The sequence below is a fragment of the Streptomyces sp. NPDC059851 genome, from assembly GCF_042732005.1.
Lineage (GTDB): Bacteria > Actinomycetota > Actinomycetes > Streptomycetales > Streptomycetaceae > Streptomyces.
Map to the genome: position 1 here is coordinate 1 of NZ_JBHWJJ010000293.1, position 1,917 is coordinate 1,917.

Sequence of the window (1,917 nt, forward strand, 5' to 3'; positions counted from 1 at the left end):
AACCGGCAGCTCCACACCCAGCACCGACCGCACCCGGCTCACCAGACGCGTCGCCGACAGCGAATGCCCGCCCAGCTCGAAGAACCCGTCGTCGATGCCGACCCGGGAGACGCCCAGGACCTCGGCGAACAGCCCGCACAGGATCTCCTCCTGCGGACTGCGCGGACCACGCCCCACCCCACCGGCACCGAACTCCGGAACCGGCAGCGCCGCACGGTCGACCTTCCCGTTCACCGACAACGGCAGCGCCTCCAGCACCACCACCACCGCCGGCACCATGAACTCCGGCAGGTGTCCCATGGCATGAGCACGCACGGCCTGCGGGTCCGCGTTGCCCGCGACGTAGCCGGCCATCTGCGGCTCGCCCTCGGGCGTCGGCACGAGCAGCACCACCGCGTCGGAGACGCCCGGGGCGGTGCGCAGGCAGGCCTGCACCTCCCCGAGCTCGACCCGGCGGCCGCGGATCTTGACCTGGTGGTCCTGCCGTCCGAGGAACTCCAGGCTGCCGTCCGCGCGACGGCGGGCGCGGTCGCCGGTGCGGTACATCCGGCTGCCGGGGAGGCCCGAGAACGGATCGGGGACGAAGGCGGTGGCCGTCTTCCCCGGGTCTCCGAGGTATCCGCGGCCGACGCCGGCGCCGCCCACGTAAAGGTCTCCCTCGACACCGACTGGTACGAGCTCCAGCCGGTCGCCCAGTACGTGGAGCTGGGTGTTGCGAACCGGCGAGCCGATGGGAACGGGCCGGGTGTCGGAGAGGGGGCCTGCGGTGATCAGGGCGTGCGCGACGTCGTCGGAGCACTCCGCCGGACCGTAGGCGTTGGTGATGGGTATGTGGGGGTAGCGCTCGAACCAGCGCCGGCAGAGGTCGGCCGGCAGGTCCTCCCCGGTGGCCATCAGGTGCCTGAGGCCACGCAACGCGGGCGTGGACAGCCCGTCGTCCCACAGGTCCAGTGTCGCGCGCAGCAGCGAGGGGACCACTTCGAGGACCGAGATGTCCTCCTCGTCGGCGATCCCGAAGAGGGCTGCGGGGTCGGCAGCCGTCCCGGTGGCGACCGCGCGGACGCGGCCGCCCACGGCGAGGGGCGCGAGCATCTGCCAGACGGAGACGTCGAAGGTGAGCGGGGCGTTCTGGATGAGGGAGTCCGCGTCCCCGAAAGCCAGGTCCTCGATCTTGGCTTGGAGGTGGTTGGCCATGCCTGCGCGGTGGACCATGGCACCCTTGGGCCGGCCGGTGGAACCGGAGGTGTAGATGACGTAGGCGAGGTCCTGCGGGTGCGGCGGCCGTGCCGGCTCGGGCTCCTGCCCGTCCGTGCCGGCGGAAGCCGCGTCCGCGGCAGACGCCACGAGGACGGATTCGAGCGTGCCGGCGCTGCCGGCGGCGAGGTCCTCGGCCACTTCCGCCTGGCCGCGGCCGGCCAGGATCCAGCCGACGCCGGCATCGGAAAGCAGCTCCGACAGGCGGGCTGCGGGCGAGCGGGGGTCGAGCGGCACGTACGCCGCTCCGGCGGCCAGGATGCCGACGAAGGCGACGACGGCGTCGGCACCCGCTTCGGCCAACAGCGCGACCCGCGCTTCGGGTCCGGCTCCCCGGGAGCGGAGCCAGTGCGCGACTCCGTCCGCCTGCGCCATCAGTTCGCGGTACGTGAGGTTGGTGTGGTCGTCGGTGACGGCGACGGCATCGGGCGTGCGCCGTGCCGCCGCGCGGATCCGTGCGATGACGTCCTCGGAGCCCTCCGGGGCGCCGGTGTCGTTCCAGGTGGTGAGGATCCGGTGGCGTTCGGTGGGGGTGAGGATGTCCAGGCGGGTCAGGGGCCGGTCGGGATCGGCGACGGCGGCTTCGAGCAGCCGCACGAGGCGGCCGACCAGCGACTCGACCGTGGACCGGTCGAACAGGTCCTCGGAGTACTCGACCACGCC

At 73.0% G+C, this 1,917-nt stretch carries 1 protein-coding gene; it reads right to left on the reverse strand.

Features of this window, described 5'->3' with window-relative positions; all coding sequences use genetic code 11:
* Positions 1 to 1,917, reverse strand: a 1,917-nt coding sequence (locus ACFV7Q_RS38810) for an amino acid adenylation domain-containing protein (RefSeq protein WP_385435664.1), incomplete at both ends; no start/stop codon positions are given.